The organism is Cupriavidus ulmosensis, from assembly GCF_977008105.1.
This window is the reverse complement of the sequence record NZ_CDRMWP010000001.1, coordinates 3,606,181-3,621,686: the sequence shown is the minus strand read 5'-3', so window position 1 is coordinate 3,621,686 and position 15,506 is coordinate 3,606,181. Positions and strand designations below refer to the sequence as shown.

The following is a 15,506-nucleotide window of genomic DNA, read 5'->3' as shown; positions in this document are numbered from 1 at the left end:
CATCATGAACCCATTCAAAGTGGCCGTCGTCCAGGCCGAATCGATTCCCACCGACAGCATGGCCTGCGCGGAGAAAGCCGCGCGCCTGGTGCGCGAGGCCATCGGGCAGGACGCCAAGGTCATCGTCTTTCCCGAAGCCTTCCTGGGCGGCTATCCGAAAGGAAACAGCTTCGGCGCGCCGGTGGGCATGCGCACGCCCGCGGGCCGCGACGCCTACGCGGCCTACCACGAACAGGCCATCGCGCTCGATGGCAAGGAAGTGGCGCTGATCGCGGAGGCGGTCGCGCACAGCGACGCGTTCGTCGTGATCGGGTGCATCGAGGCGGACGGCGGCACGCTGTACTGCACCGCGCTGTTCTTCCACGGCAGCAGCGGGCTGGTCGCCAAGCACCGGAAACTGATGCCGACCGCCGGCGAGCGGCTGGTGTGGGGGTTCGGCGACGGCTCGACGATGCCCGTCGTCGACACGCCCTACGGCCGCATCGGCGCCGTCATCTGCTGGGAAAACTACATGCCGATGCTGCGCATGTATATGTACGGCAAGGGCGTCGCGCTGTATTGCGCGCCGACCGCCGACGACCGCGACACCTGGCTGCCGAGCATGCGGCATATCGCGCTCGAGGGCCGCTGCTACGTGCTGAGCGCCTGCCAGTACCTGCGCCGCGGCGCCTATCCCGAGGACATGGAGTGCGCGCTCGGCGATGCCCCGGAAACGGTCCTGCTGCGCGGCGGCAGCGCCATCGTCGATCCGCTCGGCCAGGTCCTGGCCGGCCCCGAGTTCAACCGGGAAGCCGTGCTGTACGCCACCGTCGATCCGCGGCAGATCATCCGCGGCAAGTTCGACTTCGACGTCGCCGGGCACTATGCCCGCCCGGACGTCTTCCGCCTCGCCGTGGATACCCGCCCGAAGGCGGCGCTCACCTGCATTTCCGGCGCGGGCGACGAGGAGGCGTGAGGTGGATCTGGACTTCGGATCGTTGCCGGCGCGCACGGTGTACAACCTGCTGACCTCGGCGGTCACCCCGCGGCCCATCGCATGGGTCACGACCGTCTCGAAGGAGGGCGTCGTCAATGCCGCGCCCTACAGCTTCTTCAACGTGATGGGGCATGAGCCGCCCACGGTCGCGCTGGGACTGCTCCGGCACCAGAGCCGCGGCACCAAGGACACGGCGGCGAACATCCTCGACACGGGGGAGTTCGTGGTGAACCTCGTGCCCGCGGCGCTTGCCGGGCCGATGAACATGACGGCCGCCGACTACGCGCCGGGCGAGGACGAGATCGCGCTTGCCGGCCTGGCGCCGCTCGCGTCGAGGGTCGTGCGTCCGCCGCGGATCGACGGCTGCCCGGTGGCGCTCGAGTGCGCCAGCCACACCAGCATCATGACCGGCCCCGGCCAGTTCGTGGTCATCGGCAGGGTGTTGTCGATGCACGTGCGGGACGACGTGCTGCTCGATCCCGCGCGGGGCTACATCGACGCGCCGGCGCTGGACCTGATCAGCCGCATGCACGGCAGCGGCTGGTATGCGCGCTCCACCGATCTGTTCCAGCTGGAGCGGCCGGGCTAGCCGCGGCCGCTCACCCCAGCAGCCGGTCCACCAGTTCGATCCAGTGCTGCACCGGCGTGTCGGTGCCGCTCTGCAGGTGCGTGATGCAGCCGATGTTGGCCGACACGATGGCGTCCGGCTTCGAGGCCTGCAGGTTGGCGAGCTTGTCGTCGCGCAGGCGCTGGGACAGCGCCGGCTGCAGCACCGAGTAGGTACCGGCCGAGCCGCAGCACAGGTGGCTGTCGGCGCAGAGCTTGACCTCCACGCCCAGCGCGGTCAGCAGCGCCTCCACGCGGCCGCGGATCTGCTGGCCGTGCTGCAGGGTGCAGGGCGGGTGGTAGGCCACGCGCTGGCCGTCGCCGGCGCGCGGCGCGGCGCTGGCCATGTCCTGCAGGTTGTCGGCGAAGTCCGGCAGCAGCTCGCACAGGTCGCGCGTGAGCGCCGAGATGCGGTGCGCGCGTTCGGCGTAGCGCGCGTCGTTGCGCAGCAGGTGGCCGTATTCCTTGACCATCACGCCGCAGCCCGAGGAGGTCATCACGATGGCCTCGGCGCCGGCTTCCACCAGCGGCCACCAGGCGTCGATGTTGCGGCGCGCATTGTCGAGGCCGCCGTCGTGGTCGCCGGTGTGGTGGCGCACCGCGCCGCAGCAGCCGGCCTCGCGCGCCACCAGCAGCTGCACGCCGAGGCGGTCGAACACGCGCGCGGTGGCGGCGTTGATGTTGGGCGACATCGAAGGCTGCACGCAGCCGTCGAGCAGCACCATCTTGCGCGCGTGGGCGTTGCGCGGCCACGCGCCGGCGGCGGTCGGCTTCGGCACCTTGTTGCGCAGCGCCTGCGGCAGCAGCGGGCGCACGCGCTGGCCCAGGCGCATGGCCGGGCCGAACAGCGCCGGGCGCGTGATGCCTTCGCGCAGGGCCCAGCGCGCGAAGCGCTCGCCGGCCGGGCGCTGCACGCCCTGGGCCGCCAGGCGCTCGTCCACCACCTTGCGGCCGATGTCCACCAGGCGGCCGTAGCGCACGCCCGAGGGACAGGTCGATTCGCAGTTGCGGCAGGTCAGGCAGCGGTCCAGGTGCAGGCGCGTGCTTTCGGTGACGGGCTGGCCTTCGAACACCTGCTTCATCAGGTAGATGCGCCCGCGCGGGCCGTCCAGCTCGTCGCCGAGCAACTGGTAGGTGGGGCAGGTGGCGGTGCAGAAGCCGCAGTGCACGCACTTGCCGACGATGGACTTGGCCTCTTCGCCTTCGGGCGTGCCGCGCAGGAACTCGGCCAGGGTGGTTTGCATGGTGGGGGACTCTCCGGTGCCTTTGCTCGGGATGCTGGGGAATGGGTTGCCTGGCGCGCGGCTCAGAAGCCGGCGTACATGCGCCGCGGGTTGAAGATGCCGGCGGGGTCGAAGCTGGCCTTGAGGCGCTGGTGGATCGCCTCCAGCGGCGCGGCCAGCGGCGTGAACACGCCGGCGGCCTTGTCGCCGTTGCGGAACAGCGTGGCGTGGCCGCCCGCGGCGGCGGCGGCCGCGCGCACGGCGGCGGCATCGGCGGCGCTGTCGGCGCTGCCCAGCCACCAGCGCTGGCCGCCGCCCCATTCGATCAACTGGCCGCCCGGCAGCGCCAGCGGCGCGGCGGTGGTGGGCACGGCGACGCGCCACAGCGCGCGGCCCGCCTGCACCGGGGCGAAGAACGGATGCTGCTGCTCGCGCAGCGCCTGCCACAGCGCGCCGGCCTGGTCCGGCGCCACGGCCTCGCCGCCCAGGCGCTCGCGCGCGGCGCGCACCGCGGCGGCCGCGCCCGACAGGCGCAGGTGCAGCGTGCCGTCGTGCCAGGCCGAGGCGGCCACCGGCAGCGGCTGGCCGCCCCACTGGTTGAGGCGCTCGAGCGCCTCGGCCTCGCCCAGCGCGAAGCGCAGCGTGGCCTCGTCGAACGGCACCGGCAGCACCTTGAGCGAGACTTCCAGGATCAGCCCCAGCGTGCCCAGCGAGCCGGCCATCAGGCGCGAGACGTCGTAGCCCGCCACGTTCTTCATGACCTGGCCGCCGAAGCCGAGGATGTCGCCGCGGCCGTCCATCACCTGCACGCCGAGCACGAAGTCGCGCAGCGCGCCCACGGCCTGCCGGCGCGGGCCGGACAGGCCCGCCGCGACCGCGCCGCCGAGCGTGGCGCCGGCGCCGAAATGCGGCGGCTCGAAGGCCAGCATCTGGCGGCGCTCGGCCAGCGCCGCCTCGATCTCGGCCAGCGGCGTGCCGCAGCGCGCGGTGATCACCAGCTCGGGCGGGTCGTAGTCGACGATGCCGCTGTAGCCGCGCGTGTCGAGCACCTCGCCCTGCAATTGCTGGCCGTAGAAATCCTTGCTGCCGCCGCCGCGCAGGCGCAGCGGCGTGCGCGCGTCCGTGGCGCGCCGGATGGTGTCGCGGAAGGCGTCGAGGGTGGCTTGCTGGTCGGCTGGCATGGGTGCTGGCTGGTTCTGGTTGTGTGGGTTTTGTGGGCGAGGGCGGGTCAGCCTGGCGGTGTCCTGGCGCCGGGCGCGGGTTTGCCGCCGCCCGCGTTTTCGTCTTGCCTGTCGCGCTCGTCGTGGTCTTCCCGGTACGGCGGCAGCGCGCTGCCGCAGTGCTTGCAGTAGGCCGCGTCGGGGTCGTGCCCCTCGCTCAGGCAGTGCGTGCAGGTGCGCGTGGTCAGCGGCCGCTTCAGGATGCTGGCGGCCAGCTCGGCGCCGACGATGCCGGTCGGGAAGGCGATGATGCCGTAGCCCAGCAGGATGGTCAGCGAGGTGATGAACTGCCCCAGCGGCGTCTTCGGCACCATGTCGCCGAAGCCGGTCGTGGTCAGCGTCACCACCGCCCAGTACATGCTCACCGGGATGCTGGTGAAGCCGTGCTGCGGGCCTTCCACCACGTACATCACGGTGCCCAGGATCACGGTGATGATGAACACCGTGGCCAGGAACACGAAGATCTTGCGCCGGCTGTTGGCCAGCGCGCGGTACAGGATCTGCGCCTCCTCGAAGTACACCGTCAGCTTGAGGATCCGGAACACGCGCAGCAGCCGCAGCAGGCGCACGTCGATCAGGAAGGCCAGTTCCGGCACGAAGAAGGCCAGCCAGGTCGGGATGATCGACAGGAAGTCCACCACGCCGAAGAAGCTGAACACATAGCGCAGCGGGCGGCGCACCACCAGGATGCGCATCACGTACTCGGCCGTGAACACCAGCGTGAACAGCCACTCCGCCGCCGTGAACGCGGTGCCCAGGCGCTGGCTGACCGCCGGCAGGCTGTCGAACACCACCACCAGCACGCTGGCCACGATGCACAGCAGCAGCGCGATGTCGAACAGCCGCCCGGCGTGCGTGTCGGCCTCGAAGATGATGGTGTACCAGCGCTCGCGCCAGCCCGACTCGGGCTTGCCCAGGCGCTGGCGCACCTGCGCGGTGAGTCGCTGCTGGCCGCGCGCGGCGGCTTTGTGGCCCGCCATGTTCAGAAGCGCGGCAGGTCGGGATGCGGCAGCAGGCCGCGCTTGACGTGCATGCGGCCGTATTCCGCGCAGCGTGCCAGCGTGGGGATGGCCTTGTCCGGGTTGAGCAGGCGCGCCGGGTCGAAGGCCGCCTTGACGGCGAAGAACATCTCGCGCTCCTCGGGCGAGAACTGCACGCACATCGAGTTGAGCTTCTCCACGCCCACGCCGTGCTCGCCGGTGACGGTGCCGCCCAGCTCCACGCAGCTCTCGAGGATGTCCGAGCCGAACAGCTCGGCGCGGTGCCACTGGTCCTGGTCGGCGCCGTCGAACAGGATCAGCGGGTGCATGTTGCCGTCGCCGGCGTGGAACACGTTCATGCAGCGCAGCCCGTACTTGCGCTCCATTTCCTCGATGCGCGTGAGCAGCGTGCCGATGTGCTTGCGCGGAATGGTGCCGTCCATGCAGTAGTAGTCCGGCGAGATGCGGCCGGCCGCGGGGAAGGCGTTCTTGCGCCCGCTCCAGAAGCGCAGCCGCTCCGACTCGCTCTGCGACACGGCGATGCGCGTGGCGCCCGAGGCGCGCAGCACCTCGCTCATGCGCTCGATCTCCTCGGCCACTTCCTCGGTGGTGCCGTCGGACTCGCACAGCAGGATGGCGGCGGCGTCGAGGTCGTAGCCGGCGCGCACGAATTCCTCCACGGCCGCGGTGGCGGGCTTGTCCATCATCTCCAGCCCGGCCGGGATGATGCCCGCGCCGATCACGTCGGCCACCGCGTTGCCGCCCTTGGCCACGTCGTCGAAGCTGGCCATGATGACCTGCGCCAGTTGCGGCTTGGGGATCAGCTTGACGGTCACTTCGGTGACGACCGCCAGCATGCCCTCCGAGCCGATCATCGCGGCCAGCAGGTCCAGCCCGGGCGCGTCGGGCGCCTCGGAGCCGAACTCCACCACCTCGCCGGCCATCGTGACCGCGCGCACGCGCAGCACGTTGTGCACCGTGAGGCCGTACTTGAGGCAGTGCACGCCGCCCGAGTTCTCGCTGACGTTGCCGCCGATGGTGCAGGCGATCTGCGAGGACGGGTCGGGTGCGTAATAGAGGCCGTGGGGCGCGGCGGCCTCGGAGATGGCCAGGTTGCGCACGCCCGGCTGGACCACCGCCGTGCGCGCGCGCGCATCCACGCCGACGATGCGCTTGAACTTGGCCAGCGACAGCACCAGCCCGGTGGCGATCGGCATGGCGCCGCCGGACAGGCTGGTGCCCGCGCCGCGCGGCACCACCGGCACCTGCAGCGCATGGCACAGGCGCAGGATGGCGCAGACCTGTTCTTCGCTGTCGGGCAGCACCACGGCCACCGGCAACTGGCGGTAGGCGGCCAGGCCATCGCATTCGTAGGGCGCGGTGTCCTCGGGCTTCCACAACAGGGCCGCATCGGGCAGGATTTTCGCCAGGCCTTCGAGCAGCGCCGCGCGGCGGCTGTCGTCGGTGACCAGGGAGACTTCGTGCGGGGCGTTCATGACAACTCCTGTAGTGGCCGCGGGCGCGGCGCGGGGCGCGGCGCGAGCGGGTGGGGAGCAAGGACTATAGCGCAGCCGCGCCGCCGCGCAGCATGGCGGCGACGTGAATTCCGCATGGCAGGCCGATCAAAATCGCTCATGCCGGCGGCGGACCGGAACATGGCAGGGCCCGGCCGGACCCGCGCGCGGGCGCCGCGCGATTCCAGCTTAGCACCGGCAGCGGGCGCCGGCTGCCATGCCGGCGGCCATGTCGGTGGCCACCGCCGGCGGCTCTCCGGCGCCACATCCCGGCGCCACGCCCCGGCATGGCCGGCTACGCCGCTACCACTCCAGCCCCAGCAGCCAGTCGACGAAATAGCGCGCCTCGGGCTTGAGCGGCGCCTGCTCGCGCTCGACGATGTAGTAGCCGTGCGGCGAGACCGATTCGATGTCGAGCAGGCGCACCATCTGGCCCAGCGCCAGCCAGTGGCGGGCCATGCGCTGGCGCACCAGCGCCACGCCCTGGTTGGAGGCGATGGCCTCCAGCATCAGGCCGATGTCGTTGAACTGCGGGCCGGTCTGCGGCTCGGGCCAGTCCAGCCCGGCGGTCTCGAACCACGGCTTCCACGGCTCCAGCGGGCTGCGCAGCAGCACCAGGTTGTGCAGGTGCTCGGGCCGCGTGAGCGAGCGGCCGTCGATGTGCTCGTAGTATTCGCGCCCGCAGGCCGGGAACACCGGCTCGACCAGCAGCCTGGTGGTCTTCAGGTCCGGGTAGCGGCCGGTGCCGTAGCGGATCTCCACGTCGGTGTCCTCGGCCTTCACGTCGAGGAACGGGATGGCCAGGTGCAGCTCGGTGTCGATGTGCGGGTACAGCGCGGTGAACTCGGGCAGGCGCGGCACCAGGTGCTGGCGGCCGAAGGTGGGCGGGATCGCCACGCGCAGGCGCGTGCGCTGCTTGTTGTACTCGGGCCGCGCCAGCTCGTTGAGGGACTTGAGCGCGTCCTGCACGTTGCGCAGGTAGCGCGTGCCGGCGGCGGTCAGCCGCAGCGCGGCGTTGGAGCGCACGAACAGGTCCTCGCCCCACAGCTCCTCGAGGTTCTTGATGCGGTGCGACACGGCGCTGGGCGTGACCGACAGCTCCTCCGCCGCGCGCGCGAAGCTGCCCAGGCGGGCGGCGGCCTCGAACGCGATCAGCAGGTGCAGCGGCGGGACGCGGTTGAACACGGCGGCCATGCGCGGCCCCTAGCGCGTCGCGCGGAAGATCTTGCCCGGGTTGAGGATGTGGTTGGGATCGAGCGCGTTCTTGATGGCGCGCATCAGGTCCAGCGCATCCTCGCCGTGCTCGCTGACCAGGAAGTCCATCTTGTGCAGGCCCACGCCGTGCTCGCCGGTGCAGGTGCCGCCCAGGGCCAGCGCGCGCTCGACGATGCGCCGGTTGATGGTCTCGGCCTCGGCCAGCTCCTCGGGCCTGGCCGGGTCGGTCAGGATCGCCACGTGGAAGTTGCCGTCGCCGACGTGGCCGACGATCGGGCAGGGCAGCGTGGAGGCGGCGAGGTCGCGCTCGGTCTCGCTCACGCACTCGGCCAGCCGCGAGATCGGCACGCACACGTCGGTGGTGACGGCGCGGCAGCCCGGCTTGAGCTGGAGCATGGCGAAGTAGGCGGTATGGCGCGCGTTCCACAGGCGGCTGCGGTCTTCCGGCCGGGTGGCCCACTCGAAGCCCTGGCCGCCGTGCTCGGCGGCGATCTGCTGCACGGTCTCGGCCTGCTCCCTGACGCCGGCCTCGGTGCCGTGGAACTCGAAGAACAGGTGCGGCATCTCCGGCATGGACAGGTTGTCGTGCCGGTTGATGGCGCGGATGGCCAGCGCGTCGACGAACTCCACGCGCGCCACCGGCACGCCGAGCTGGATGGTGTCGATCACCGCCCGCACCGCGCTGCCCATGCTGGGGAACGCGCAGATGGCGGCGGAGATGGCCTCGGGCTGCGGGTAGAGCCGCACCGTGACCTCGGTGATGATGCCCAGCGTGCCTTCGCTGCCGATCATCAGGCGGGTCAGGTCGTAGCCGGCGGACGACTTGCGCGCGTGCGTGCCGGTCTTGACGATGCGGCCGTCGGCCATGACCACGGTCAGCGCCAGCACGTTCTCGCGCATGGTGCCGTAGCGCACCGCGTTGGTCCCGGAGGCGCGCGTGGCGCACATGCCGCCCAGCGAGGCGTCGGCGCCCGGGTCGATCGGGAAGAACAGGCCGCTGTCCTTGATTTCCTGGTTGAGCTGCTTGCGGGTCACGCCCGGCTGCACGGTCACGTTCAGGTCCTCGGCCTGCACCGACAGCACGCGGTTCATCTGCGACAGGTCGAGGCTGATGCCGCCGGCCACCGCCAGCAGGTGGCCCTCGAGCGAGGAGCCGGCGCCGTAGGGGATCAGCGGCACGCGGTGCGCGTTGCACAGGCGCGCCACCTCGGCCACTTCCTCGGTGCTGTGGGCGAACACCACGCCGTCCGGCGCGGCCGGCGGGAACGGCGACTCGTCGCGCCCGTGGTGCTCGCACACGCCGGCGGAGGTGGAGAAGCGCTCGCCGAAACGGGCCTGCAGGGCCTCGCGCACGGCGGCCGGCAGCGGCTGGCGCGCCAGCGCCGCGTGGGGGGTGGGATGGTTCATGGTGTCTCCGGCGGGACTGCGGCGGCAGGCTGCCGCGCGGCGCTGCCCGGGAGCGGGCGGCGCGCGTCGGTGCCGGCACTGGTGCCCGCTGGCGTCGCGGGCGAATCCCGCTATTCTACGCCGCGCCTGTCCGCCACAGCACATCGGGCGCCGGCGCCCGGCATGCGCGCGACCGCCGCCGCCGCGGCGCCGATGGGCGCCATAATGCGGGATTGCCACCGCAGGAGACCCGCATGGGCAACCGCCTGACCAAGATCGCCACCCGCACCGGGGACGGCGGCACCACCGGCCTCGGCGACGGCAGCCGCACCGGCAAGGACAGCCTGCGCATCGCCGCCATCGGCGACGTCGACGAGCTCAATTCCCATCTCGGCGTGCTGCTGGCCGAAACGCTGCCCGACGAGGTGCGCGCGGCGCTGCTGCACATCCAGCACGACCTGTTCGACCTCGGCGGCGAGCTGTCCATCCCCGGCTACGTGCTGGTCAGGCCGGAACAGGTGCTGCAACTGGACGACTGGCTGGCGCACTACAACGCCGGCCTGCCGCGCCTGGCCGAGTTCATCCTGCCCGGCGGCAGCCGCGCCGCGGCGGTGGCGCACGTCTGCCGCACGGTGTGCCGGCGCGCCGAGCGGGCGCTGGTGGCGCTGGGCGGGCAGGAGGCGCTCAACGAGGCGCCGCGCCAGTACCTGAACCGGCTCTCCGACCTGCTGTTCGTGCTGGCGCGCGTGCTGAACCGCGCCGGCGGCGGCGGCGACGTGCTGTGGCAGCGCGGCCGTGCCGCGGAAAGTGACAAATAAGGCATAAAAAACGGGCCGGCGCCCGCCGGCGCCCGCCGGCGCGCGGGCCGCCCCGCCGGCCGGCCGCCGTCCTGCCGCGATGCGCCCGGAAAAACCGAGAAAATTACTCGGAATTGCGCGTCCGGCCCTTGAAATGGCCCCGGACGGCCACATTTCCGACTCCAGGACGAATTGCAGCGCCCGCGGATAGCGGGGCTCAAGAGGAGAGAATAAATGGGTAAGATCATCGGTATCGACCTCGGTACCACCAATAGCTGTGTCGCGATCATGGAAGGCAATACGCCCAAGGTGATCGAAAACGCCGAAGGCACCCGCACCACCCCGTCGATCATCGCCTACATGGAAGATGGCGAGATCCTGGTGGGCGCGCCGGCCAAGCGCCAGGCGGTGACCAATCCGCGCAACACCCTGTACGCGGTGAAGCGCCTGATCGGCCGCAAGTTCGAAGAAAAGGAAGTGCAGAAGGACATCGGCCTGATGCCGTACTCCATCGTCAAGGCTGACAACGGCGACGCATGGGTGTCGGTGCGCGACCAGAAGCTGGCGCCGCCGCAGGTGTCCGCCGAAGTGCTGCGCAAGATGAAGAAGACGGCCGAGGACTACCTCGGCGAGCCGGTGACCGAAGCCGTGATCACCGTGCCGGCCTACTTCAACGACTCGCAGCGCCAGGCCACCAAGGATGCCGGCCGCATCGCCGGCCTCGACGTCAAGCGCATCATCAACGAGCCGACCGCGGCCGCGCTGGCGTTCGGCCTCGACAAGAACGAGAAGGGCGACCGCAAGATCGCCGTGTATGACCTCGGCGGCGGCACCTTCGACATCTCGATCATCGAGATCGCGGACGTGGACGGCGAGAAGCAGTTCGAAGTGCTGTCGACCAACGGCGACACCTTCCTGGGCGGCGAAGACTTCGACCAGCGCATCATCGACTACATCATCAGCGAGTTCAAGAAGGACCAGGGCGTCGACCTGTCCAAGGACGTGCTCGCGCTGCAGCGCCTGAAGGAAGCCGCGGAAAAGGCTAAGATCGAACTGTCGAGCTCGCAGCAGACCGAGATCAACCTGCCGTACATCACGGCGGACGCCTCGGGCCCGAAGCACTTGAACCTGAAGATGACGCGCGCCAAGCTCGAAGCGCTGGTGGAAGAGCTGATCACCCGCACCATCGAGCCGTGCCGCATCGCGATCAAGGACGCCGGCGTCAAGGTCAGCGAGATCGACGACGTGATCCTGGTCGGCGGCATGACCCGCATGCCCAAGGTGCAGGAGCAGGTCAAGGAGTTCTTCGGCAAGGAAGCGCGCAAGGACGTGAACCCTGACGAAGCCGTGGCCGTGGGCGCCGCGATCCAGGGCTCGGTGCTGTCGGGCGACCGCAAGGACGTGCTGCTGCTGGACGTGACGCCGCTGTCGCTGGGCATCGAGACGCTGGGCGGCGTGATGACCAAGATGATCACCAAGAACACCACCATCCCGACCAAGCATGCGCAGGTGTTCTCGACCGCCGACGACAACCAGCCGGCCGTGACCATCAAGGTGTTCCAGGGCGAGCGCGAAATGGCCACCGGCAACAAGCTGCTGGGCGAGTTCAACCTCGAGGGCATCGCCCCGGCGCCGCGCGGCCTGCCGCAGATCGAAGTGTCGTTCGACATCGACGCCAACGGCATCCTGCACGTGGGCGCCAAGGACAAGGCGACCGGCAAGGAAAACCGCATCACCATCAAGGCGAACTCGGGCCTGTCGGAAGACGAGATCCAGCGCATGGTGAAGGACGCCGAGGCCAACGCCGAGGAAGACAAGAAGGCCCGCGAGCTGGCTGACGCCCGCAACCAGGCCGACGCGCTGATCCACTCGACCAAGAAGGCGGTCGCCGAATACGGCGACAAGCTCGAGGCGGGCGAGAAGGAAAAGATCGAAGCCGCGATCAAGGAACTGGAAGACGCCGCGCGCGGCGGCGACAAGGCCGAGATCGACGCCAAGGTCAATGCGCTGTCCGAGGCCAGCCAGAAGCTGGGCGAGCGCGTCTACGCCGACATGCAGGCCAAGTCCGGCGAAGCGGGCGGCGCGGGCGCGGCCGGCGCCGCGGGCGCGGGTGCCGGCCAGCACCAGCAGGCCCAGCCGCAGGACGACAACGTCGTGGACGCCGAATTCAAGGAAGTCAACGACAAGAAGTAATGGATGAGCTGGGGAGGGGCGCGGTGCGCGGCACCGCCGCCAGCCCCTGTCCCCACGCCGGGCGACGGACATCGGACCAAGCGGATTACCGCCGTCGGATGCCGCGCTCGGCTTTTTTGCTATTTTCTTTGCTATTTGCCCGGGCGGGTCTCACACGCGCCGCAGGGCCAATCAGGTAATCAGCCACCATGGCAAAACGTGACTACTACGAAGTGCTCGGGGTGGGCAAGAACGCCAGCGACGACGATATCAAGAAGGCATATCGCAAGCTGGCGATGAAGCACCACCCGGACCGCAATCCGGACAGCAAGGATTCGGAGGAGAAATTCAAGGAGGTCAAGGAGGCCTACGAGATGCTCTCCGACCCCGAGAAGAAGGCGGCCTACGACCAGTACGGCCACGCCGGCGTCGACCCCAACATGGCGGGCGGCTTCGGCGGCGGCGGCCAGGGCTACGGCGGTTTCGCCGAGGCCTTCGGCGACATCTTCGGCGACATCTTCGGCCAGCAGGGCCAGGGCGCCGGGCGCCGCAGCGGCGGCGGCCCGCAGGTGTACCGCGGCGCCGACCTGCGCTACAGCATGGAGATCTCGCTCGAGCAGGCCGCGCACGGCCACGAGGCGCAGATCCGCGTGCCGCACTGGGACGAGTGCGAGCACTGCCACGGCAACGGCGCCGAGCCCGGCACCAACGTCGAGACCTGCCCGACCTGCCACGGCGCGGGCCAGGTGCGCGTGTCGCAGGGCTTCTTCTCGATGCAGCAGACCTGCCCGAAGTGCCACGGCACCGGCAAGCACATCCCCAAGCCGTGCACCAAGTGCCACGGCCAGGGCAAGATCAAGTCGCAGAAGACGCTGGAAGTGAAGATCCCCGCCGGCATCGACGAGGGCATGCGCATCCGCTCCTCGGGCAACGGCGAGCCGGGCATCAACGGCGGCCCCCCGGGCGACCTGTACGTGGAAGTGCACATCCGCCCGCACGCGGTGTTCGAGCGCGACGGCGACGACCTGCACTGCCAGATGCCGATCTCGTTCGCCACCGCGGCGCTGGGCGGCGACCTGGAAGTGCCCACGCTGGGCGGCAAGGCCAGCTTCCCGGTGCCCGAAGGCACCCAGGCCGGCAAGACCTTCCGCCTGCGCGGCAAGGGCATCAAGGGCGTGCGCTCGGGTTATCCGGGCGACCTCTACGTGCACGTGAACGTGGAAACGCCGGTCAAGCTGACCGAGGCGCAGAAGGACATCCTGCGCCAGTTCGACCGCTCGGTGCACGAAGGCGGCTCGCGCCACAGCCCGCAGGAGCAATCCTGGCTGGACAAGGTGAAGAGCTTCTTCAGCTGAGCCGGTTCGGCTCGCGGCGAGTGGCCGGCCACGCTTGACGGCGTGGCCGGCTTTCTTTTTTTTGGGGGGCTGGTGGCGGGTTTTGCCGCTGGCGGTTCCTGCGTGCGCAGCGCGCGATAATGCGATATCGCCGCGTTTCGCGGCCGCCCCAACCGACGCTGGTGATTTCCCCGTGGCAGTTCTTCCCGCTTCCCCCTCCGCTTCCCCCGAACCGTTCGTCCTGCTCGACGACGCCACCGCCGCGCCCGGCGAGGCGGTCTCGCGCCTGTACACCGGCTTCGTGCGCGAGGACGTGCTGCCCGGCGGCGCCGCGCTCGATGTGCTCGACGCCATGCTGGCCGAGGGCTGGCGCCAGGGCTGGCATGCCACGCTGTTCGCGCCCTACGAATTCGGCGGCCCGCTGCTCGGCGTGGCGGTGGTCGCGGACCAGGCGCTGCCGTTCCACGACGGCGCGCTGCGGCTGCTGTGGTTCCGGCGGATGCGCAGGCTGGACACGCGGGCGGTCGCGTCGTGGCTGGCCGGCGAACAGGGCGACACGCCGGCTGGCGTGATGGAGATCGCTTCCGATACCACGGAGGCGGCCTTTCACGCGGCCATCGCCCGCATCCATGCGTGGATCGAGGCCGGCGACACCTACCAGGTCAATTTCACCCAGCGCCTGCGCTTCGGCGCGTTCGGCGCGCCGGCGGCGCTCTATGCGGCGCTGCGCGCGGCGCAGCCGGTGCCCTACGCCGTGCTGGCGCGCCTGCCCGGCGACGGCTGGGTGCTGTCGCTGTCGCCGGAGCTGTTCGTGCGCCATGACGGGCAAGGCCATCTGCTCACGCGGCCGATGAAGGGCACCGCGCCGCGCAGCGGCGACCCCGCGCGCGATGCCGCCGCCGCCGCGGCGCTGGCCGCCGACGCCAAGAACCGCGCCGAGAACGTGATGATCGTGGACCTGCTGCGCAACGACCTGGGCCGCGTGGCGGTGCCGGGCACGGTGGCGGTGCCGGCGCGCTTCGTGGTCGAGCCGTTCGGGCAGGTGCTGCAGATGACGTCCACCGTGACCGCCACCGCGCGCCCCGGCACGAGCCTGGCCGGGCTGCTGCGCGCGCTGTTCCCGTGCGGCTCGATCACCGGCGCGCCCAAGCGGCGCACGATGCAGATCATCGGCGAGCTGGAGCCGTCGCCGCGCGGGCTCTATACCGGCGCGATCGGCTGGATCGACGCGCCTGCGCCGGCGCCGGTGGCGTTCCCGGGCGCCTTCGCGCTGTCGGTGGCGATCCGCACGCTGGTGCTGGGCGCGCCGCGCGCCGACGGCCTGCGCGCGGGCGAGATGGGCGTGGGCGGCGGCATCGTCCACGACAGCGACGCGGCCGGCGAGTACGCCGAATGCGGCTGGAAAGCCCGCTTCCTGACCGCGCACGATCCGGGCTTCACGCTGTTCGAGACCCTGCGCGTGGAGGACGGCACGTGCCCGCGGCTGGACGCGCACCTGGCGCGGCTGGCCGCGTCGGCCGCCTGCCTCGGTTTCGCTTTCGACGCCGCGCGCGCGCGCGCGGCGGCGCGCGCGGCCGCGGCCGGCCTGGGCGCCGGCGCGTGGCGCTTGCGGCTGGCGCTCGGCAAGGCCGGCGGCCTCGCCGTGACGCACGGCGCGCTGGCACCGCTGGCCGCCGCGCCGGTCGCGGCGCTGCTGGCGCCGCAGCCGCTGCCGGACGCGGACCCGCTGCGCCGCCACAAGACCAGCGCGCGCGCCGTGTTCGACGCCGGCTGGCAGGCCGCCGAGCGCGCCGGCGCGTTCGACAGCCTGTTCTTCAACACGCGCGGCGAACTGCTCGAAGGCGGGCGCAGCTCAGTGTTCGTCAAGGTGGATGGCGAGTGGCTGACGCCGCCGCTGGCGGCGCACGTCCTGCCCGGCGTGATGCGCGCGGCGGTGCTGGCCGACGGCGCGCGCTACCTGGGCGGGCCGGCGCGCGAGGCCGTGGTCACGCGCGCCATGCTGGCGCGCCGCGAGGCGCTGGCGCTGGCCAACGCGCTGCGCGGCGTGCTGCCGGCGGTGCTGGCCGCCGGCTGAGGCAGGGTC

The 15,506-nt window shown here is 71.0% G+C and carries 12 protein-coding genes; 6 read left to right on the top strand and 6 right to left on the bottom strand.

Features of this window, described 5'->3' with window-relative positions; all coding sequences use genetic code 11:
* The first annotated feature begins 4 nt into the window (after positions 1-4).
* The gene (locus ACWTPI_RS16605) at positions 5-955 is read left to right on the top strand and encodes a carbon-nitrogen hydrolase family protein (RefSeq protein ID WP_059413532.1); all 951 of its coding nucleotides are present in this window, start codon (positions 5-7) and stop codon (positions 953-955) included.
* Position 956: 1 nt separating this feature from the next.
* Complete coding sequence (locus ACWTPI_RS16600; protein WP_454732193.1) at positions 957-1,565, top strand: flavin reductase family protein; 609 nt, start codon at positions 957-959, stop codon at positions 1,563-1,565.
* 10 nt (positions 1,566-1,575) lie between these two features.
* On the opposite strand, the gene glcF is transcribed toward ACWTPI_RS16600, so the two are convergent.
* The 6 genes from glcF to ACWTPI_RS16570 form a co-directional block, all read right to left on the bottom strand.
* A complete protein-coding gene (gene glcF, locus ACWTPI_RS16595; protein WP_059413534.1) occupies positions 1,576-2,826 on the bottom strand; it encodes a glycolate oxidase subunit GlcF in 1,251 nt (416 codons plus the stop codon).
* 62 nt (positions 2,827-2,888) lie between these two features.
* On the bottom strand, positions 2,889-3,986 hold the full coding sequence (glcE, locus tag ACWTPI_RS16590) for a glycolate oxidase subunit GlcE (RefSeq protein ID WP_454732192.1): 1,098 nt from the start codon (positions 3,984-3,986) through the stop codon (positions 2,889-2,891).
* Between the two features lie 47 nt (positions 3,987-4,033).
* Positions 4,034-5,005 carry an ion transporter gene (locus tag ACWTPI_RS16585; RefSeq protein WP_454732191.1) on the bottom strand — a complete coding sequence of 324 codons (972 nt, stop codon included), beginning with the start codon at positions 5,003-5,005 and terminating at the stop codon, positions 4,034-4,036.
* Positions 5,006-5,007: 2 nt separating this feature from the next.
* Positions 5,008-6,501, bottom strand: coding sequence for an FAD-linked oxidase C-terminal domain-containing protein (locus ACWTPI_RS16580; RefSeq protein WP_020204167.1), 1,494 nt, complete (start codon positions 6,499-6,501; stop codon positions 5,008-5,010).
* A 321-nt stretch (positions 6,502-6,822) separates the two neighbouring features.
* Positions 6,823-7,713, bottom strand: a complete 891-nt coding sequence (locus ACWTPI_RS16575) for a LysR substrate-binding domain-containing protein (protein ID WP_454732190.1) — start codon at positions 7,711-7,713, stop codon at positions 6,823-6,825.
* Between the two features lie 9 nt (positions 7,714-7,722).
* Positions 7,723-9,141 (bottom strand): FAD-binding oxidoreductase, encoded by a 1,419-nt coding sequence (locus tag ACWTPI_RS16570; protein ID WP_059413537.1) that lies wholly within the window; start codon positions 9,139-9,141, stop codon positions 7,723-7,725.
* Between the two features lie 233 nt (positions 9,142-9,374).
* Here ACWTPI_RS16570 and ACWTPI_RS16565 point away from each other — a divergent pair, with 233 nt between their 5' ends.
* From ACWTPI_RS16565 to ACWTPI_RS16550, 4 genes are all read left to right on the top strand, one after another.
* Positions 9,375-9,938: a cob(I)yrinic acid a,c-diamide adenosyltransferase gene (locus tag ACWTPI_RS16565; protein ID WP_454732189.1), complete on the top strand. Its 564-nt coding sequence runs from the start codon at positions 9,375-9,377 to the stop codon at positions 9,936-9,938.
* Positions 9,939-10,151: 213 nt separating this feature from the next.
* Positions 10,152-12,110, top strand: a complete 1,959-nt coding sequence (gene dnaK / locus ACWTPI_RS16560; protein WP_059413539.1) for a molecular chaperone DnaK — start codon at positions 10,152-10,154, stop codon at positions 12,108-12,110.
* Positions 12,111-12,298: 188 nt separating this feature from the next.
* Positions 12,299-13,444, top strand: a complete 1,146-nt coding sequence (gene dnaJ, locus ACWTPI_RS16555) for a molecular chaperone DnaJ (protein WP_020204173.1) — start codon at positions 12,299-12,301, stop codon at positions 13,442-13,444.
* Positions 13,445-13,775: 331 nt separating this feature from the next.
* Positions 13,776-15,497: a chorismate-binding protein gene (locus ACWTPI_RS16550; protein WP_454732492.1), complete on the top strand. Its 1,722-nt coding sequence runs from the start codon at positions 13,776-13,778 to the stop codon at positions 15,495-15,497.
* Positions 15,498-15,506 lie beyond the last annotated feature (9 nt).